Here is a 17,147-nt window from a genome sequence, read left to right as displayed (position 1 = left end):
TCATTTCAACCGGTCAGATTTCTGGAAGGATTTTTGGCGCTTGAACATCCCTTTCCGGTAGAACGGGAACATCTGCAGCCAGGTGCGCACCTTGAGCCAGCGCCCATACAGGCCCAGCGGCTCGAACAGCACGAAGGCGATCAGCACCACGCCGTAGACCAGGCCCTGCAGGCCGGGCGCCTGGGCGATGGCGTCGGGCAGCGAATCCTTGGACAGGGCGATCACCTGCGGCATCGAGATCAGGAACAGCGCACCCAGAAAGGCCCCATGCACCGAGCCCAGGCCGCCGATCACGATCATCAGCAGCAGGTCGATTGATTGCAGGATGTCGAACTGGTCGGGCGAGATGAACTGCAGCTTGTGTGCGTAAAGCGCTCCGCCCATGCCCGCCAGCGCCGCCGACAGCGCAAACGACAGGCTTTTGTAGCGGGCCAGGTGGATGCCCATGCTCTGGGCCGAGATCTCCGAGTCACGGATGGCCACGAAGGCCCTCCCCGTGGGGGAGCGCAGCAGGTTCAGGATGCCCAGCGTGCTGGCCACGGCGATCACCAGGCAGACAAAGTAGAACGATTCGGCGCTGTCGGCCTTCCAGCCGAAGAAGTCGGGGGCCTGCACGTGCTTGCCGGCATTGCCGCCGGTCACGCTCTCCCAGCGGGCGAACACCTCCTCGACGATGAAGCCGAACGACAAGGTGGCCATGCCCAGGTAGATGCCTTTGACCCGCAGGGCCGGCAAGCCCACCAGCAGACCCGCGGCGGCGGACAGCGCGGCGGCGCAGGCCAGGGCCAGCGGAAACGGCCAGCCCAGGCCACACAGCGCGGCCTGGGTGTAAGCCCCCACGCCCAGAAAGGCCGCATGCCCCATGGAGAACAAGCCCGTGAAGCCGGCCAGCAGCATCAGACCCAGGCCCACGATGCCGTAGATCAGCACAAAGGTGAGCTGGGCCAGCCAGTACTCGGGCACCAGCCAGGGCGCGGCCAGCAGGGCCAGCAGCAAGAGCCCGTACCAGAACCGCTGGCCGCCGTGTTTGGCCAGGCGGATGTCCTGGTCGTAATCGGTCTTGAACAGAAAGCGCATGGTGGGTCAGACTTTCTTACGCAGCTTGTCGCCGAACAGGCCATTGGGCTTCACCATCAGCATCAGCAGCACCACGATGTAGGCCGCGATGTCCTTGAAGCCCTCGGGCAGGTAAAAGCCCGACAGCGACTCGACGATGCCGATCACCAGCCCGCCCACGATGGCCCCGGGCAGGCTGCCAAAGCCCCCGACCACGGCGGCCGGGAAGGCCTTCAGGCCGATGAAGCCCATGTTGGCGTGCACAAAGGTGATGGGCGCCAGCAGCAACCCGGCCACCGAGGCCACGGCTGCGGCCAGCCCCCACACCAGGCCGTTGAGGCGCTTGACCGGGATGCCCATGTAGTAGGCCGCCAACTGGTTCTGCGAGGCCGCCTGCATGGCGATGCCCAGCTTGCTGTAGCGGAACATCGCAAACAGCCCGCCGCACAGCACGGCGGTGGCGGCGATCACCACGGCCTGTTCGGCGTTCAGCACCAGGCCGGCCAGGTTCAGACTCAGGTCCTTGTAGGGCACGGGCAGGGTGTGGGTGTCGGTGCCGATGTTCGGGATCATCGTGACCACGCCGCGCAGCACGTAGCCGATGCCGATGGTGAGCATCACCACCGAGAAGGCGGGCTGCCCCAGGATGGGGCGCACCACGGCACGCTCCAGCACGATGCCGAACAGCCCCATGGCCACCAGGGTGGCCGGCACCGCCAGCCAGAACGGAAAGCCCAGCACCGTCATCAGACCCAGGCCGCAGAAGGCGCCCAGCATCATCAGCTCGCCCTGGGCAAAGCTCACCGTTTCGGTGGCCTTGTAGATGAGCACGAAACCCAGCGCGATCAGGCCGTAGATGCAGCCCTGAGAGACCCCGCTGATCAGCAGTTGCACGAATTGCACATCGGCTCCCCAATGATTTATGCCAAGCGATTGCTTGGCATAAATAATGTAGCGGCGGGGGCCAAGGCCACACACTCGGGGCTAACCCTGAGCGGCTGAGCACCGCCACCCGCTGGCGCATGGTGAGGCCGGCAGGGGCGGTCTGGCTATCGGGGAAAAGGCGCTATCGCCGGGCGCGCGCCTGGGGTAGAAGGGCGGGCAGAAGGGGCGGGCCTCAGCCGCGCGGGATCTCGCGCGGGCGGCCCTGATCGTCGATGGCCACATAGGTCAGCGTGGCCTGGGTCACCTTGATGTACTGGCCCTGGGCCCGGAATCGCTCGGCAAACACCTCGACCCGCACCGTCATCGAGGTGCGGCCGATGCGCTCCATCGAGGCGTAAAACGACAGGATGTCGCCCACCCGCACGGGCTGCTTGAAAATGAACTCGTTCACCGCCACCGTGGCCATGCGGCCCTGGGCGTAACGCGCCGGCAGCACCGAGCCGGCTAGGTCGACCTGGGCCATGACCCAGCCGCCAAAGATATCGCCGTTGGCGTTGCAGTCGGCCGGCATTGGAATCACCTTGAGCACCAGCTCCTTGTCTTGCGGCAGGGGTTCTTCAAAGGCCCGCTGGGCACTGGGTCGGTCGGACATGGGCACAATCTCGTGGTTTCACAAGTCTGGAATTGTCCCCTATGCGCCGCTCTGGCGAATCCTCACCCCCCGCGCCCATCTCACAAGCCGACCGCTCACCCTCCCGCGACTGGCAAACCCTGGCACGGCTCTTCCCCTACCTGTGGCAGTACAAGTGGCGTGTGCTGGCCGCACTGGGCTTCATGGTGGGGGCCAAGCTGGCCAATGTGGGCGTGCCGGTGCTGCTCAAGTCGCTGGTGGACGCGATGTCCTTCAAGCCCGGCGATCCGCAGGCCGTGCTGGTGGTGCCGGCCGCCTTGCTGCTGGCCTATGGGGGCTTGCGGCTGTCGACCTCGCTGTTCACCGAGTTGCGTGAGTTGGTGTTTGCCAAGGCCACCCAGGGGGCGGCGCGCAGCATCGCGCTGCAGACTTTTGAGCACCTGCACGCGCTGAGCCTGCGCTTTCACCTGGAGCGCCAGACCGGGGGGCATGACGCGTGATATCGAGCGCGGCGTGCGTGGCATCGAGTCGCTGATCTCGTACTCGCTCTACAGCATCGTGCCCACGCTGATCGAGGTGACCCTGGTGCTGTCCATCCTGGCCGTCAAGTTCGACGTCTGGTTTGCCTGGATCACCCTGGCCGCCCTGGCCTTCTACATTGTGTTCACGGTCAAGGTCACCGAATGGCGCACCCAGTGGCGGCGCCAGGCCAACGAGTTCGATTCGGCTGCCCACACGCGGGCGGTGGATTCCTTGCTGAACTACGAGACCGTCAAGTACTTCAACAACGAGACCTTCGAGGCGCGCCGCTACGACGAAAGCCTGGAGCGCCTGCGCCTGGCCCGGCTGAAGGCCCAGACCACCTTGTCGATGCTCAACACCGGGCAGCAGCTGATCATCGCGGTGGGCCTGGTGGCCATGCTGTGGCGCGCCACCCAGGGCGTGGTGGATGGCCGCATGACGCTCGGTGACCTGGTGATGGTCAACGCCTTCATGATCCAGCTGTATGTGCCCTTGAATTTTCTGGGGGTGATCTACCGAGAGATCAAGCAGAGCCTGACCGATCTCGACAAGATGTTCACCCTAATGGAGCGCGAGCGCGAGGTGGCCGATGCCCCGGGCGCACAGCCGCTGCAGCCCGGCGAGGCGCCTGAGCTGCGCTTCGAGGATGTGCACTTTGCCTACGACCCCCAGGGCGGGCGCCCCATTCTGCAGGGGGTGAGCTTTGTCGTGCCGGCGGGCAAGACGGTGGCCGTGGTGGGGCCCTCGGGCTCGGGCAAGTCGACGCTGGCACGGCTGCTGTACCGCTTTTATGACGTGCAGCAGGGCCGCATCACGATCGGTGGGCACGACATCCGGGCCGTCACCCAGGCCAGCGTGCGCCAGGCCATCGGCATCGTGCCGCAGGACACGGTGCTGTTCAACGACACCGTGGCCTACAACATCGCCTATGGCCGCCCCGGCAGCAGCCAGGCCGAGGTGGAATCGGCCGCCCGCGCGGCCCGCATCCACGACTTCATTGCCGCCTCGCCGGCTGGCTACCAGACCCTGGTGGGCGAACGCGGCCTGAAGCTGTCGGGCGGTGAGAAGCAGCGCGTGGCCATTGCGCGCACCCTGCTGAAGAACCCGCCCATCCTGATTTTTGACGAGGCCACCTCGGCCCTGGATTCGGCCAACGAGCGCGCCATCCAGGCCGAGCTGGCCTCGGTGGCGCGCAACAAGACCTCGCTGGTGATTGCGCACCGCCTCTCCACCGTGGTCGATGCGCATGAGATCCTGGTGATGGAGGGCGGCCGCATCATCGAGCGCGGTGCCCATGCCGACTTGCTGGCCCAGCAGGGCCGCTACGCCCGCATGTGGGCGCTGCAGCAAAGCGGTGAGTGATCCTGAGCCGGCGCCGATGTGCGTTTTCATTCCTTTGTTTTTTGAGTTCTTGCCATGAATCCGACCAAGCCCTTGTTGTTGGCCCTCCACTTTTTGTCTGAAGAACACCGAGCCCAGATGGGCGAGCTGCTGCAGGTGATCTACGCCCCCAGCCCGGCCGAGCGGGCCGCGGCCGTGGCCGAGCACGGGGCCCAGGTGCAGGTGGTGCTGACCGTGGGCGCGGTGGGGCTGACCGCGGCCGAGATGGACCGCATGCCCCAGCTGCAACTGATCTGCGCCCTGGGCGCAGGTTACGAGATGGTCGATGTGGCCCATGCCCGCCAGCGCGGGGTGGTGGTGGCCAATGGCGCCGGCACCAATGACGACTGCGTGGCCGACCACGCCCTGGGCCTGCTGCTGGCCGCTGTGCGCGGCATCCCGCGCCTGGATGCCCTGACCCGTCAGGGCGTCTGGCGCGAGGCCATTCCCCTGCCGCCCAATGTGTCGGGGCGTCGTCTGGGCCTGTTGGGCCTGGGCACCATCGGGCGCAAGATCGCGCGCCGGGCCGAGGGCTTTGACATCGAGGTGGGCTACCACAACCGCAGCCCCCGCGAAGGCGTGGGTTACCGCTACTTCGACCAGTTGCAGGCCCTGGCCGAGTGGGCCGATTTTCTGGTGGTGGCCACCCCCGGCGGTGCGGCCACGCGGCACCTGGTGAATGCGCCGGTGCTGGAGGCGCTGGGCCCCCGCGGCGTGCTGGTCAACATCGCGCGCGGCAGCGTGGTCGATACCGCGGCGCTGGCGCTGGCCTTGCGTGAGGGGCGCCTGGGCGCGGCCGGCCTGGACGTGTACGAAAGCGAGCCGCAACCCCCGGCCGATCTGATCGGGCTCCCCAATGTGGTGCTCACGCCCCATGTGGCCGGTTGGTCGCCTGAGGCCGTGCAGCGCTCAGTCAACCAGTTTTTGGCCAATGTCAAGGGGCATTACTCGGGGCAGGGTGTGGTGGCACCGGTGTGACCAGCGTGCCCTGGGGCGGCTCATAATCGCCCCCCATGGAAACCAAATGGCTTGAAGACTTCGTCAGCCTGGCCGAGACCCGCAGTTTCAGCCGGTCGGCCCAATTGCGGCACGTGACCCAGCCGGCGTTCTCGCGCCGCATCCAGGCCCTGGAGGCCTGGGCCGGGGCCGATCTGGTGGATCGCAGCTCCTACCCGACGCGCCTCACGCCCGCTGGCGAGACGCTGTACGCCCAGTCGCTGGAGATGCTGCAGTCGCTGCAGACCACCCGGGCCATGCTGCGCGGCCACACCAGCGTGGGCAAGGACGTGGTTGAGTTTGCGGTGCCGCACACCCTGGCCTTCACCTTCTTCCCGACCTGGGTGACCACCCTGCGCGAGAAATTCGGGCCACTCAAGAGCCGCCTGATCGCGCTCAACGTGCACGACGCGGTGCTGCGCCTGGTGGAGGGCAGTTGCGATCTGCTGATCGCCTACTACCACCCCTCGCAGCCCTTCCAGATCGACCCCGACCGCTACGACATGGTGAGCCTGGGCCAGGAGGTGCTGGCCCCCTATGTGAAGCCCGACGCCGAGGGCCGGCCCATGTACCTGCTGCCGGGTCGCCCGGGCCAGTTGCTGCCCTACCTGGGCTATGCCCCCGATGCCTACCTGGGGCGCATGGTCGAGTTGATGCTGAAACAGTCGGGCACCGCCATTCACCTCGACCGCGTGTATGAGACGGACATGGCCGAAGGCCTCAAGGCCATGGCGCTGGAAGGCCATGGCGTGGCGTTTCTGCCCTTCAGCGCGGTGCGCAAGGACCTGCGGGCCCGGCGCCTGGTCAGCGCTTTGCCGCCCGATGCCCCGCCCCTGCAGATCACCATGGAGCTGCGCGCCTACCGTGAGCGGCCCTCTGCCCAGGCCGCCGGGCGTGAGGCGCCCAAGGACCGGGCCGAAGCCCTGTGGCGCTACCTGGTGGCCAATACGGTGCGTCCGGACGAATCGGTCTGAGCGCGAGTGGGGTGGATTCATGCTTTTTTTGCATGAGGCCCGTTTAATCCGGCATTGGCCTTGGGTCGGGCGCTTCTCTACAGTCTGGGCCCACCAACCTGCCGCCTGTCCAAGACACAGGCGTGACGGGTTCCAAGAACAACAGGACCATCACCATGCGTCACGGTGCCGAGACAAGCCATTTCTTCTTCCATGCATGCCACTCATCCGGATGCCGTTGCGGCGTGCGCTGCGATGCTCAAGGTGGCTCACGTTTTCCCTGATTCTGTCTGATCCATTGCATTTGAGGCTTACCCTGGCACAAAGGCTGCTTGTCTGGATCGTCCACATGCCAAGCCCTGCCGTTCAGGTGGCGGGCTCGCGTGTCGGGGTGGGTAGCGCACCCGGATTGGCCAGGAAATGATTCCTTCAGTGCATTTTTTGCATGCTGGGACGCCGGGTATTCCCTGGGTGCTGGTTCCCTAAAATTTACCCTTCCCTTAATCTCATCGTTCCCATTCCTAGGAGATTCCATGAAGAAACATTTGCTCGCTTTCGCAGTCGCCGCCCTGGCGACGGGCAGCGTCCTGGCCCAAGCCAACGACACGTTGGCCAAGGTCAAGGCGTCGGGCGCCATCACCCTGGGTGTGCGCGATTCCTCGGGCGCCCTGTCTTACACACTGGGTGACGGCAAGTACGTGGGCTACCACGTCGAGCTGTGCCAGCGCATCGTCACCAACGTCGAAAAGGCCGTGGGCAAGAAGCTGGAAGTGAAGTACGTCTCGGTCACTTCGCAAAACCGCATCCCGCTGGTGCAGAACGGCACCGTGGACATCGAGTGCGGCTCGACCACCAACAACGTGGCCCGTCAGAAGGACGTGTCCTTCCTGGACACCGCCTACGTCGAAGAAGTGCGCATCGCAGTCAAGGCGGCTTCGGGCATCACCGGCATCGCCCAGCTCAATGGCAAGAACGTGGCCACCACCACGGGCACCACATCCGTGCAGTTGCTGCGCAAGCATGAGCGCGCCACCGGCGTCGACTTCAAGGAAGTCTTCGGCAAGGACCACGCCGACAGCTTCCTGCTGCTCGAGTCGGGCCGCGCCGACGCTTTCGTGATGGACGCCCAGATCCTGGCTGGCAACATCGCCACCTCCAAGAGCCCGGCCGACTACAAGATCGTGGGCGAAGTGCTCAACGTCGAACCCATCGGCATCATGGTGCGCAAGGACGACCCGGCCTTCAAGAAGCTCGGCGACGACACCATCAAGGAACTGGCCAAGTCGGGTGAACTGGCCAAGCTGTACGACAAGTGGTTTGTGCAACCCATCCCGCCGAAGAACACCCGCGTGGGCCTCCCGGCCAGCGAAGCCACCAAGGCTGCCTGGGCCAACCCCAACGACAAGCCTGCCGAAGACTACGCCAAGAAGTGATGGCGTCTTGCGGCGTCCGCCTGCCCCTGGGGTGAGCTGATGCCCGCCCTGGCCGGGCCCCAGACCGGCAGCCTGTTGGCTGCCGGTGCTGATGTGGGCCCGGCCGGTTCCCTGTTTTCAATTTTCAATCTGGAGAAGCCTGTATGGCCATGAACTGGCAATGGGAAGTCTTCCTGCAAGACCCCGGCGGGGCTTACCCGACCTACTGGCAATGGATGCTGTCGGCCTGGGGCTGGACCGTGTCCGTGGCGCTGCTGGCGCTGGCGGTGGCCCTGGTCCTGGGCTCGGTGATCGGCACCATCCGCACCCTGCCCGACAGCCCCTGGCTCACCCGACTCGGCAATGCCTGGGTCGAGCTGTTTCGCAATATTCCGCTGCTGGTCCAGATCTTCCTCTGGTACCACGTGATCCCGGCGTTTGTGCCGGCCCTCAAAGAGGTGCCCAGCTTCATCCTGGTGGTGCTGGCCCTGGGCATCTTCACCTCGGCACGGATCGCCGAGCAGGTGCGTGCCGGCATCCAGGCCTTGCCTCGCGGCCAGCGCTATGCGGGCATGGCACTGGGCTTCACCACGCCGCAGTACTACCGCTATGTGATCCTGCCGATGGCGTTTCGCATCATCATCCCGCCGCTCACCAGCGAGACCATGAACATCTTCAAGAACTCGTCGGTGGCTTTTGCCGTGTCGGTGTCTGAGCTGACCATGTTCGCCATGCAGGCGCAGGAAGAGACCTCGCGCGGCATCGAGATCTACATCGCCGTGACCGGTCTGTACGTGATCTCGGCCTTTGTGATCAACCGCATCATGGCCTTCATCGAAAAGCGTTCGCGTGTCCCGGGCTTCATCGTCCAGGGCGGTACCGGAGGGGGTCACTGATGAACTTCGACCTGTCTTTCTACAACTGGGACCTGATCAGCAAGTTCGTTGCCAAGGGCTTCTACTTCAGCATCTTGCTGACCATCGTGTCCACCATCGGTGGCGTGATCTTCGGCACGGTGCTGGCGCTGATGCGCCTGTCGGGCAAGAAGGTGCTGGATGTGCCGGCCACCATCTACGTCAACGGCATGCGCAGCATTCCGCTGGTCATGGTGATTCTTTGGGTGTTCCTGCTGGCACCGTTTGCCATCGGTCGCCCCATCGGCGCCGAGGTGTCGGCCACCATCACCTTCATCGCTTTCGAGGCGGCCTACTTCAGCGAGATCATGCGCGCCGGCATCCAGTCGATCCCCCGTGGCCAGGTCTTTGCCGGGCAGGCGCTGGGCATGAGCTATGGCCAGAACATGAAGCTGGTGATCCTGCCGCAGGCCTTCCGCAACATGCTGCCGGTGCTGCTCACGCAGACCATCATCCTGTTCCAGGACACCTCGCTGGTGTATGCCATCGGCGCTTACGACATGCTCAAGGGCTTCGAGACCGCGGGCAAGAACTTCGGCCGCCCGATCGAGGCCTACGTGCTCGCCGCCGTGGTCTATTTCGTGATCTGCTTTGCCCTGTCCTCGCTGGTCAAGCACCTGCACAAGAAGATTGCCATCATCCGCTGACGCGGTATTGAGAGTGAGAAATTTCCATGATTGAACTCAAGAACGTTTCCAAGTGGTATGGCAGCTTTCAGGTGCTGAATGACTGCTCCACCAGCATCAACAAAGGCGAAGTGGTGGTGGTGTGCGGGCCTTCGGGCTCGGGCAAGTCCACGCTGATCAAGACCATCAACGCGCTCGAGCCCTTCCAGAAGGGCGAGATCTACGTCAATGGCACGGCCGTGCACGACCCCAAGACCGACCTGCCCAAGCTGCGCAGCCATGTGGGCATGGTGTTCCAGCACTTCGAGCTGTTTCCGCACCTGTCGGTGACCGAGAACCTGACCATTGCCCAGGTCAAGGTGCTGGGCCGCAGTGCCGACGAGGCCAAGAAGCAGGGCCTGAAGTACCTGGAGCGCGTGGGCCTGATCGCCCACAAGGACAAGTTCCCCGGTCAGCTGTCGGGCGGTCAGCAGCAGCGTGTGGCGATTGCACGCGCGCTGGCTATGGACCCGATCGTGATGCTGTTCGACGAGCCCACCTCCGCGCTCGACCCCGAGATGGTGGGTGAGGTGCTCGACGTGATGGTGGGCCTGGCCAAGGAAGGCATGACCATGATGGTGGTCACGCACGAAATGGGCTTTGCGCGCAAGGTCAGCAACCGCGTGATCTTCATGGACGTGGGCGGCAAGATCCTGGAGGACTGCTCCAAGGACGACTTCTTCAACAAGCCCGAAGAACGCCAGCCCCGTACCAAGGACTTCCTCAACAAGATCCTGCAGCACTGAGGCCCGCCGCGCTGCACGCGCCCAGAAAAAAGCCCCGCCAGGGATTCCCGGCGGGGCTTTTTTCCTGCATGGCGGCCCCAAGGGGCCGCCCGCCTGAGATCACTTCCGTGATGCGATCGACTTTTCGGCCTGGGTGACCAGGTCGGCACCGATGGTGTTCTTCCACTTGTCATACACCGGGCGGGTGGCCTTCACAAAGGCTTCGCGCTCGGCCGGGCTCAGTTGCACCACGTTCACGCCATGGCCCGCGATCTCCTTGAGCAGGGGCTTGTCGGCCTCGACCAGGCCTTTGCGGGCCAGGGCGGTTTCTTCCTTGCCGGCATCGATGGCGGCCTGGCGCACGATCTCGCGGTCGGCCGGGGTCCAGGAGTTCCAGATGTCCTTGTTGACCACGAACACCAGCGGGTCGCAGATGTAGCCCCACATCGTCACGTACTTCTGGCCCACGGTGTGCAGCTTGGCGGCGGTGAAGATCGAGATCGGGTTTTCCTGGCCGTCCACCGCGCCGCTGGCGAGCGCGGGCTGGGCATCGGCCCAGCTCATCTGGGTGGGGTTGGCACCCAGGGCGCTGAAGGTGTCCAGGAACAGGGGCGAGCCCACCACGCGGATCTTCAGGCCCTTGAGGTCTTCGGGCTTCTTGATCGGCAGCTTGGAGGTCGAGATCTCGCGGTAGCCGTTCTCGCCCCAGGCCAGCGGCACCACGCCGGCCTGATCCAGCACCTTGAACAGGTTCTTGCCCACTTCGCCCTGGGTCAGCGAGTCCACGGCCGCGTAGTCGGGCATCAGGAAGGGCAGCGAGAACAGGTTGAGCTGCTTGACCTGGGGCGACCAGTTGATGGTCGAGCCCACGGCCATGTCGATCACGCCCTGGCGCAGGGCGCTGAATTCACGCGTCTGGTCGCCCTGGATCAGCGACACGCCCGGGTAGAGCTTGATGTTGATGCGACCCTGGGTGCGTTCACGCACCTTGTTGGCCCAGATCTCGCCGCCCTTGCCCCAGGGGAAGGCCGGGCCCAGCACCAGGGACATGCGGTACTCGGACTTGTAGTTCTGCGCCGAGGCCGTGCCCGGCAGCGCGGCCAGGGCCAGGCTGCCCACGGCCAGCGCCAGCAGCGAGCGCTTGAAAGTCTGGAAAGTGTTTTTCGTCATGAAGGTCTCCTTGGGTCGAATCGGTAGGGAACGGAATCGGAATCGAAATCTGAGTGGCAGGGCGCTCTCAATAGCCCATCTGCCGCGGCAGCCACAGGGCCAGCTCGGGGAAGGCAATCACCAGCACCATGATGAGGAACATCGAGAACAGCATCCAGCCCACCCATTGCACGGTCTCTTCCATGCGCACCTTGGCGATGCGGCAGGACACCATCAGGTTGACCGCCAGCGGCGGGGTGAACTGGCCCAGTGCCACCTTCAGCGTCAGGATGACGCCGAACCACACCGGATCCCATTTGTAGTACTGCACGATGGGCAGCAGCAGGGGCACGAAGATCAGGAAGATCGACACCCCGTCCAGGAACATGCCCACGGTGATCAGCAGCAGGATCAGCAGGGCCAGCACGCCGTATTCGCCCAGGCCCGAGTTCACGATGGCGCGGGTCACCGGGTCGATGATGCCCAGCGTGGACAGCGAGTAGGCAAAGATGCCCGCCAGCGACACCACGATCAGGATCACGGCCGACAGCTCACCCGACTCGCGCAAGATGACGAACAGGTCGCGGAACTGGATGGTGCGGTGGATGAACATGCCCACGAACAGGCCGTAGAACACGGCCACCACGGCCGCCTCGGTCGGGGTGAACCAGCCCGCGCGCATGCCGCCCAGGATCAGCACCGGGGCTGCCAGGCCCCACACCGCTTCGCGCAGGCTCTTCCAGAAGGCGGGGCGCGGCAGGCTCGATTCAAGCGCGCCCATCTTGTGCCTGCGGGCCATCCACACGGCCGGCACGATCAGGGCCAGACCGGCCAGCACGCCGGGCACCATGCCGGCGGCAAACAGGGCCGGCACCGAGGCCCCCGGCACCAGCACCGAGTACACGATGAAGGCCACCGAGGGCGGGATCAGGATGTCGGTGGCCGCTGCGGCGCCCACCACGCTGGCCGAAAAGCTGGCCGGGTAGCCGGCGCGCGACATGGCCGCAATCATCACGCCGCCCACGGCGGCGGCATTGGCCGGGCCAGAGCCCGAAATGCCGCCCAGGAACATGGCCACGGCAATCGCCACCAGGGGCAGCATGCCGGGGCCGCGGCCCACGATGGCCACCGCGAAATTGACCAGCCGCAGCGCCACGCCCGAGCGGTCGAAGATCGAGCCCACCAGCACAAACATCGGGATCGCCAGCAGCGGGTACTTGCCCAGGCCGGCGTAGAAGTTCTGCGGCACGGCCAGCAGGCCGAACCATTGGGCGTCCAGGTTGGCCGCCGCGATGGCGGCGGCACCGGCCAGGCCCAGCGAGGCCCCGATGGGCACGCCGGCCAGCATCATGGCCAGGAAGGCGATGAACAGCAGGGTTGCGATCATGCTTGCGCCTCCACCTCGGCCACGGCACCGCGCAGGCGGCGCAGGAACAGGCCAAAGGCGCGCAGGCTGATGGCCGCCGAGATGATCGGCATCCACATCGAATACCACCACTGCGGCACGCCGATGCCCGGCGAGGTTTCACCGAATCGGTAGTCGTCCCACACCACGCGCACGCTCAGCACGGCGATCACGCCGAACAGCAAGGCCACCATCAGGGCGCCAAAGCAGGCCAGACCACGCCGACGGGCCATCGAACCGCTGTCCGAGAAATACTCGATGCGGATGTGGCGGTCACGCGCCACCGCAGCCGAACCGGCCACCAGGGCCAGCACGATCATCAGAAAGACCGAGAACTCTTCGGTCCAGGCAAACGACGAATTGGTGAAGTAGCGCACCAGCACATTGGCAAAGGTGATCAGGGCCAGGGCCGCCATGATCAGCACAGTCAGCCAGTCTTCAATGGCCAGGGGCACGCGCGTGGGTTCGTCGGCCTCGGGCTCGGGCAGGGCGGCGGGGTCAAGCTCGGGCGGCTTGGCAGAAGAAGAGGACATGGTGGGCAACAGGGTTGGCAAAGGAACGCAGGAACGCGGCACACGGATGGCGCGCAGCAGAGGGCCAGTTCGCTGCAGGGCCCGGATAACAGCCTCGGCGACGACCGCGGGCGATGGTAGCGGTGAATCCACCAGGCGCGCATCGGTATTATCGTCTTACCATTTGTAGCGTCTTGTCCCCGGCAGTACCGCTGCGGCCCCAGGTTCATTCCAGGTCATTTACAGGTTGAAACACTGGGGCGGCCTTCCGCTTCTAAGATCCCCCTCCATGAATCCGATCCGACTTCACCCCTTGCGCCGTGGCGTCCCCGCCGCAGACCCCCGAGCCCGGTGATTCGTTCGTTCCTTTGGCTGAATCGCCGGGCCCCCAGTGCGGCCTGGCCTTTGAAGCCTGGCCGCCAGCCACCGAGCCGGCCGGTCCACGCCGGTGCCTCTCTGTCTGAATTCTTGCCTGAGCGAACTGACCATGGATTCCAAACCCTCTGCTTCCCGCCCCTTATCGGCCGCTGAACACCGCGTGCTGACCGAACTCGACGAGGTGCGCCTGCGCCGTCTGCGTGAGCGCCAGCCCCTGCCCGAACCCCTGGCCAGCGCCCTGGCCACCGTGCTGGACGAGTCGGACGTCGTGCCCTCGCGCGACATCCCGCCCGGGGTGGTGACCATGCAGTCACGCGTCACGGTGCAGCCCGTCGATGGCGGGCCGTTGCGCCACATCACGCTGGCCTATCCTGCCGAGGCCCAGCCCGAAAAGGGCCAGTTGTCGGTGCTCTCGCCCGTGGGCCTGGCCCTGCTGGGCTGGCCGGTGGGGCAGCCCGTGCAGTGGCAGACCCCGGATGGCCGCGAGGCTTGCTGGATCATCGTGTCCATCGAGTACCAACCCGAGGCGGCGGGGCATTTCACGGTCTGAGGCGGCAGGCCGGGGACGGGGCAGGGGCCGGTACACGCGGCCCCTGGCGCAGGAATGCGAAAATCCCCGCCCATGACCGACCTCCTCAAGATCACCCGCCCCGACGACTGGCACCTTCATGTGCGCGATGGCGACGCGCTGAACACCGTGGTGCCGCACACGGCCGCCCAGTTCGGGCGAGCCATCATCATGCCCAACCTCAAGCCCCCGGTGACCACGGCCGAGCAGGCCCTGGCCTACCGCGACCGCATCCGCGCCGCCGTGCCGGCCGGCATGAGCTTCGAGCCGCTGATGACGCTGTACCTCACCGACAAGCTGCCGCCCGAAGAAATCGTGCGGGCCAAAGCGGCCGGCGTGGTGGCCTGCAAGCTTTACCCCGCCGGGGCCACCACCAACAGCGATGCCGGTGTGACCGATCTGCGCAAGATCTACCCCACGCTCGAGGCCATGCAGCGCGAGGGCCTGCTGCTGCTGGTGCACGGCGAGGTCACCTCGTCCGACATTGACCTGTTCGACCGCGAAGCCGTGTTCATCGAGACCCAGCTGATCCCGCTGCGCCGCGACTTCCCTGAACTCAAGATCGTGTTCGAGCACATCACCACCCGCGAAGCCGCCCAGTACGTGCAGGCGGCCGACCGCTTCACCGGCGCCACCATCACCGCCCACCATCTGCTGTACAACCGCAACGCCATCTTCACCGGCGGCATCCGCCCGCACTACTACTGCCTGCCCGTGCTCAAGCGCGAAACGCACCGCCAGGCCCTGGTGGAAGTGGCCACCGGTGGCAACCCCCGTTTCTTCCTGGGCACCGACAGCGCGCCGCACCCGGCCCACCTGAAGGAGCACGCCACCGGCTGTGCCGGCTGCTACACCGCGCACGCCGCCATCGAACTGTATGCCGAGGCCTTTGACAGCGTGGGCCGGCTCGATCAGTTGGAAGCCTTCGCCAGCTTCAACGGGGCCGATTTCTACGGCCTGCCGCGCAACACCGGCCACATCACCTTGAAGCGCGAAAGCTGGACCCCACCCGAGAGCTTCACCTTCGGTCAGGCCGAACTCAAGCCGCTGCGCGCCGGCGAAGCCCTGCCTTGGCGCCTGGTCTGATCGACATCGACTGGGAGGCCCCCTGGCTGGCCCCCTGGCGCGCCGTCGGCGAGCCGCTGGCCGCCACGGCGCTGGCCGGGGCTTCGGTGGCGGATGGGCTCAACCAGGCGGCCCAGGCGGCTGGGCTGGCGTGCCGCTTCCAGCCGCAGACCCAGGCCGCCGGTGCCGCCGCCTATGAGCAGGGCATCCACGAACAGGGCCTGGTGCCCACCCGCGACAACCTGCACGACTTCTTCAACGGCCTGTGCTGGCTGCATTGGCCTCTGGCCAAGCAGCAGCTCAACCGCCTGCATGTGCGTGAGCTGGCCCGTCCTGCCCCGGGCCCGGCCCCCGGGCGCTCTCTGCGCGGGCCCGTGCGCGACGCCCTGACCGTCTTTGACGAGAACGCTGCCCTGCTGCAGGCCCCCGACCCGGTGTGGCAAGCCTTGCAGGAGCGCCGCTGGGCCGATCTGTTCGGGCCCTTGCGGCCCCTGTGGGGCGAGGCCCGGCTGCTGCTGTTTGGCCACGCCCTGCTGGAGCAACTGGTGCGCCCCTACAAGGCCATCACGGCCCATGTCTGGCGCGTGCCGGGCGAGTGCGACTTCCACCCCGCGGCCCTGGACGCCTGGCTGGCGGCTGATCTGACACCGGCCAAGCTGGCCACCAAGCCCTTCGCGCCCTTGCCGGTGCTCGGGGTGCCGGGCTGGTGGGCGGCCAACGAGACGCTGGGCTTCTACCAGGACAGCTGGGTGTTCCGGCCTGCCCGCCAACGCCCGCTGGAAGCGGGGCGTGGCGCCGTGCATGGTGCTGGCTCGGTCCATGCCCGTCACCGGGCGCATTGAAGCACCGTCCCGGGGCATGTCGCAGAGTCATTCAGCAGGAACTTTTCCCACTAAGATCCATCTTCGGAACAAGGCCTGCGCAGGCCTGCACAAAGCACCACACAACAAAGCACATTGCGCAAGGGCCCTGGGAGCCGGTTGCCCGCCTGATCGGCGACCCGGTCTTCAAGACCTGTCCGACAACCCTAGATGGAGCTTTGATGAAACGTATTCTTTTGCTGGTGCTCACCAACGTGGCCGTGGTCGTGGTGCTGGGCATCGTGGCCAGCCTGCTGGGCGTGAACCGCTACCTCACGGCCAATGGCCTCAACCTCGGTGCGCTGCTCGGCTTTGCCCTGATCATGGGTTTTGGCGGCGCCTTCATTTCGTTGCTGATCAGCAAGCCCATGGCCAAGTGGACCTCAGGCGTGCGCGTGATCAACCAGCCCCAGTCGCCCGACGAGGCCTGGATCGTCGACACCGTGCGCCGCTTTGCCGACAAGGCCGGCATCGCCATGCCCGAGGTGGGCATCTACGAGGGCGAGGCCAATGCCTTTGCCACCGGGGCCTTCAAGAACTCGGCCCTGGTGGCGGTGTCCACCGGCCTGCTGCAAGGCATGACGCGTGAAGAGGTCGAAGCCGTGATCGGCCACGAAATCGCTCACGTGGCCAACGGCGACATGGTCACCATGACCTTGATCCAGGGCGTGATGAACACCTTTGTGGTGTTCCTGTCGCGCGTCATCGGCTATGCCGTCGACAGTTTTCTGCGCAAGGGCGACGACGAACGCTCGGGCCCTGGCATCGGCTACATGATCACCACCATCGTGCTTGACATCCTGCTGGGCTTCCTGGCCTCGATGATCGTGGCCTGGTTCTCGCGCCAGCGCGAGTTCCGTGCCGATGCCGGCGCGGCCCAGCTGATGGGGCGCAAGCAGCCCATGGTGCATGCCCTGGCCCGTTTGGGTGGCATGGTGCCCGGCGAGCTGCCCAAGAGCGTGGCCGCCATGGGCATCACCGGCAGCCTGGGCAAGCTGTTCTCCACCCACCCCCCGATCGAAGAGCGCATCGCACGCCTCCAGGCCAGCTGATCCTGCCGGCTGATCCTTG

The 17,147-nt window shown here is 65.7% G+C and carries 16 protein-coding genes and 1 pseudogene; 11 read left to right on the top strand and 6 right to left on the bottom strand.

What is annotated here, in order from left to right; translation table 11 throughout:
* The 3 genes from F624_RS0109940 to F624_RS0109930 form a co-directional block, all read right to left on the bottom strand.
* Window positions 1-1,077, bottom strand: a complete 1,077-nt coding sequence (locus tag F624_RS0109940) for a branched-chain amino acid ABC transporter permease (protein ID WP_019574149.1) — start codon at window positions 1,075-1,077, stop codon at window positions 1-3.
* A 6-nt stretch (window positions 1,078-1,083) separates the two neighbouring features.
* Window positions 1,084-1,959, bottom strand: coding sequence for a branched-chain amino acid ABC transporter permease (locus F624_RS0109935; RefSeq protein WP_019574148.1), 876 nt, complete (start codon window positions 1,957-1,959; stop codon window positions 1,084-1,086).
* A gap of 214 nt (window positions 1,960-2,173) precedes the next feature.
* Window positions 2,174-2,593 (bottom strand): acyl-CoA thioesterase, encoded by a 420-nt coding sequence (locus tag F624_RS0109930; protein WP_019574147.1) that lies wholly within the window; start codon window positions 2,591-2,593, stop codon window positions 2,174-2,176.
* 41 nt (window positions 2,594-2,634) lie between these two features.
* On the opposite strand from F624_RS0109930, the pseudogene F624_RS32415 reads away from it, so the two are divergent.
* From F624_RS32415 to F624_RS0109890, 7 genes and pseudogenes are all read left to right on the top strand, one after another.
* A pseudogene (locus tag F624_RS32415) lies at window positions 2,635-4,456 on the top strand (ABCB family ABC transporter ATP-binding protein/permease).
* Window positions 4,457-4,510: 54 nt separating this feature from the next.
* On the top strand, window positions 4,511-5,452 hold the full coding sequence (locus F624_RS0109920; protein ID WP_019574146.1) for a 2-hydroxyacid dehydrogenase: 942 nt from the start codon (window positions 4,511-4,513) through the stop codon (window positions 5,450-5,452).
* 35 nt (window positions 5,453-5,487) lie between these two features.
* Window positions 5,488-6,444, top strand: a complete 957-nt coding sequence (locus tag F624_RS0109915) for a LysR substrate-binding domain-containing protein (protein WP_019574145.1) — start codon at window positions 5,488-5,490, stop codon at window positions 6,442-6,444.
* 512 nt (window positions 6,445-6,956) lie between these two features.
* Window positions 6,957-7,856, top strand: coding sequence for a transporter substrate-binding domain-containing protein (locus tag F624_RS0109910; RefSeq protein WP_019574144.1), 900 nt, complete (start codon window positions 6,957-6,959; stop codon window positions 7,854-7,856).
* A gap of 149 nt (window positions 7,857-8,005) precedes the next feature.
* Window positions 8,006-8,731 (top strand): amino acid ABC transporter permease, encoded by a 726-nt coding sequence (locus F624_RS0109900; RefSeq protein ID WP_031254628.1) that lies wholly within the window; start codon window positions 8,006-8,008, stop codon window positions 8,729-8,731.
* Window positions 8,731-9,396 carry an amino acid ABC transporter permease gene (locus F624_RS0109895; protein ID WP_019574141.1) on the top strand — a complete coding sequence of 222 codons (666 nt, stop codon included), beginning with the start codon at window positions 8,731-8,733 and terminating at the stop codon, window positions 9,394-9,396. Before F624_RS0109900 ends, F624_RS0109895 begins: the two co-directional genes overlap by 1 nt.
* Window positions 9,397-9,422: 26 nt before the next feature.
* Complete coding sequence (locus F624_RS0109890; RefSeq protein WP_019574140.1) at window positions 9,423-10,160, top strand: amino acid ABC transporter ATP-binding protein; 738 nt, start codon at window positions 9,423-9,425, stop codon at window positions 10,158-10,160.
* Between the two features lie 99 nt (window positions 10,161-10,259).
* Here the strand turns inward: F624_RS0109890 and F624_RS0109885 are convergent, their stop codons facing one another.
* The 3 genes from F624_RS0109885 to F624_RS0109875 form a co-directional block, all read right to left on the bottom strand.
* The gene (locus F624_RS0109885; RefSeq protein WP_019574139.1) at window positions 10,260-11,309 is read right to left on the bottom strand and encodes a DctP family TRAP transporter solute-binding subunit; all 1,050 of its coding nucleotides are present in this window, start codon (window positions 11,307-11,309) and stop codon (window positions 10,260-10,262) included.
* 67 nt (window positions 11,310-11,376) lie between these two features.
* A complete protein-coding gene (locus F624_RS0109880) occupies window positions 11,377-12,675 on the bottom strand; it encodes a TRAP transporter large permease (protein ID WP_019574138.1) in 1,299 nt (432 codons plus the stop codon).
* The gene (locus F624_RS0109875; protein WP_019574137.1) at window positions 12,672-13,226 is read right to left on the bottom strand and encodes a TRAP transporter small permease; all 555 of its coding nucleotides are present in this window, start codon (window positions 13,224-13,226) and stop codon (window positions 12,672-12,674) included. Before F624_RS0109875 ends, F624_RS0109880 begins: the two co-directional genes overlap by 4 nt.
* Before the next feature lie 466 nt (window positions 13,227-13,692).
* Here F624_RS0109875 and rnk point away from each other — a divergent pair, with 466 nt between their 5' ends.
* The 4 genes from rnk (at window position 13,693) to htpX (ending at window position 17,128) form a co-directional block, all read left to right on the top strand.
* Entirely contained in the window at window positions 13,693-14,133 is a 441-nt protein-coding gene (gene rnk / locus F624_RS0109870) for a nucleoside diphosphate kinase regulator (protein ID WP_031254627.1), read from the top strand.
* 72 nt (window positions 14,134-14,205) lie between these two features.
* Window positions 14,206-15,237, top strand: a complete 1,032-nt coding sequence (gene pyrC / locus F624_RS0109865) for a dihydroorotase (protein ID WP_019574135.1) — start codon at window positions 14,206-14,208, stop codon at window positions 15,235-15,237.
* The gene (locus F624_RS0109860) at window positions 15,222-16,058 is read left to right on the top strand and encodes a DUF3025 domain-containing protein (RefSeq protein ID WP_019574134.1); all 837 of its coding nucleotides are present in this window, start codon (window positions 15,222-15,224) and stop codon (window positions 16,056-16,058) included. The genes pyrC and F624_RS0109860 overlap by 16 nt, the downstream gene beginning before the upstream one ends.
* Before the next feature lie 200 nt (window positions 16,059-16,258).
* Window positions 16,259-17,128, top strand: a complete 870-nt coding sequence (gene htpX / locus F624_RS0109855) for a protease HtpX (protein ID WP_031254624.1) — start codon at window positions 16,259-16,261, stop codon at window positions 17,126-17,128.
* The last annotated feature ends 19 nt before the right edge of the window (window positions 17,129-17,147 follow it).

It is taken from the genome of Curvibacter lanceolatus ATCC 14669 (assembly GCF_000381265.1).
Lineage (GTDB): Bacteria > Pseudomonadota > Gammaproteobacteria > Burkholderiales > Burkholderiaceae_C > Curvibacter > Curvibacter lanceolatus.
This window is presented reverse-complemented; position numbering and strand designations above follow the sequence as displayed.